The 1,666-nt window shown below is 55.1% G+C and carries 2 protein-coding genes and 1 pseudogene; all 3 read right to left on the bottom strand.

Features of this window, described 5'->3' with window-relative positions:
* Positions 1-854 (bottom strand): major capsid protein (locus tag EDI29_RS22590; protein WP_137742659.1); only part of this gene is annotated, 854 nt, incomplete at its 3' end.
* Positions 855-866: 12 nt separating this feature from the next.
* A complete protein-coding gene (locus tag EDI29_RS22595; RefSeq protein ID WP_137742660.1) occupies positions 867-1,301 on the bottom strand; it encodes a hypothetical protein in 435 nt (144 codons plus the stop codon).
* A pseudogene (locus EDI29_RS22860) lies at positions 1,301-1,666 on the bottom strand (DUF2213 domain-containing protein); the annotation flags it as partial. The gene EDI29_RS22595 and the pseudogene EDI29_RS22860, both read right to left, overlap by 1 nt.

The raw sequence follows: 1,666 nt of genomic DNA on the forward strand, positions 1-1,666 counted from the left end.
CCCAGCAACTCATTCACTGGTACGCGAGACGCGGGAATCAACGCCTGAACGCCGGGGATTTCCATGATGCGGGTGAAAATGGTCTTCGGATAATTGGCGACGTAATCCGTAGTGGTCGTGTAGAACCAGTCCGAATAGTTCAGGTAGATGGTCACCGGCGCATAGAAATTCTTGGCATGCAGCAGGCTAATCAGGTTTTTGATAGCCGCTACCCATTGCGCACCAGTAGCACCATTCAGATCCAGACCATGAGTACCGGTTGCGCGGTACGGTGCGTTGCGCAGGCCGTAGATGGTCGAGCCACCCACGTTAACGCTCGAGTCACCGTTCAGCACCAGGTCTTCCAACTTCTCGGCGATTTTGCGCTGATGGTTAGGAATGGCGTCGCTATCAAGCGAGTAACCCTCAGTCTGAGCCGCCAGCATCTGACGCCAGCCGAAAGACAATTCGCTGTCAAAAATCGGCAGCGGCGTGCCTTCATACGCCATGACTGGCTGGTCCGTTTTCGCTTTGCCGCGACCATCCAGGCTGACATTCACGTCGCCAGAATCGGACAGCGTCATGAAGTAGTGGATGATTTTACCCAACGGCATCGGGCGGGAAACGCTGGCCGCCAGATCGTTGAATACGGCCAATACATCACGCTGAATGGTGATGGCCGTGCGGTCCCATTCGCCCCATACATCACGAGGCAGAACGGAGGCATTACCTTCCAGTTCGTTGAAAGCGATAAACCGGCCATTGGCATCATTCACCGCAAAACCATGCTGTACAGCCATGTTGCGCTGCATAGTATCCCAGCGACGGCGCGCGTTGAGGATTAGCGCCTGCTGCTCTTTCGTAAACTTCAACATTGAGTTTTCCCCTTAGGCCGCTTTGACGTAGGCGTTAATGATCACGACATCGGCAAACCCTTGCGCGGCAAGAGTACGGCTCGCCTTTTCGTCAAAGGTGGCAATAACAACATCACCAGCGGCAGCCGCTTTAAACACACCAGCAGCACCAACCGTCAGTTCCTGACCGATGGTGTAGGCTGCGGCGGCCAACTGGACGTAATATTCCTGTTCAGGCTCGGTGCGATACAGCACGGCGGTCTCGTTTGCTGCGTATGCCGTATTGATGTCTTGCCCAATGAAACGGCGATTACCAAGGATGAAGATCCGCCCCTTGGCGTCTGCGGCTGGCGTGGCCGCCACAGTCAGCTTCTTAACCACAATGCCCGGAGTACCGGCAAAGCCGATAGGCATGTTGATGGTTTCCGGCTCACGCTCGACCGGACCGCGATAAATGACGTTTGCCATTATTTTTTGTCCTCATCCATGCCAGCGTTCAGGTCGCAACCTTTCCACTGATCCTGATCGTCGGCGTTAGCCTGATAACCACCATTAATGCCGGTGGACGTTTGGCACTTGGCGAAAAGGCCATCCAGCGCGTCGCCCTGCAATGCGTTGACTGCTGCATCTTCCAGACCGAATTTCACCTTCACAGCCTGGCGCTTTTCGTTCAGCACTTTGTCGGTGTTTGCCTGCAACTGCGTTTCCAGCGTGCCGATTTTGTCCGTCAGCGGCTTAATAGCGGCATTCACGGCGGCGGTAATGGCCTCGGCATTAACCTGCGTACCGCCAGCAGGATCTCCGTTACCCTCTTTTTTCCGCATCTGTTGGTT

This window comes from Pectobacterium polonicum (assembly GCF_005497185.1).
GTDB classification, from domain to species: domain Bacteria; phylum Pseudomonadota; class Gammaproteobacteria; order Enterobacterales; family Enterobacteriaceae; genus Pectobacterium; species Pectobacterium polonicum.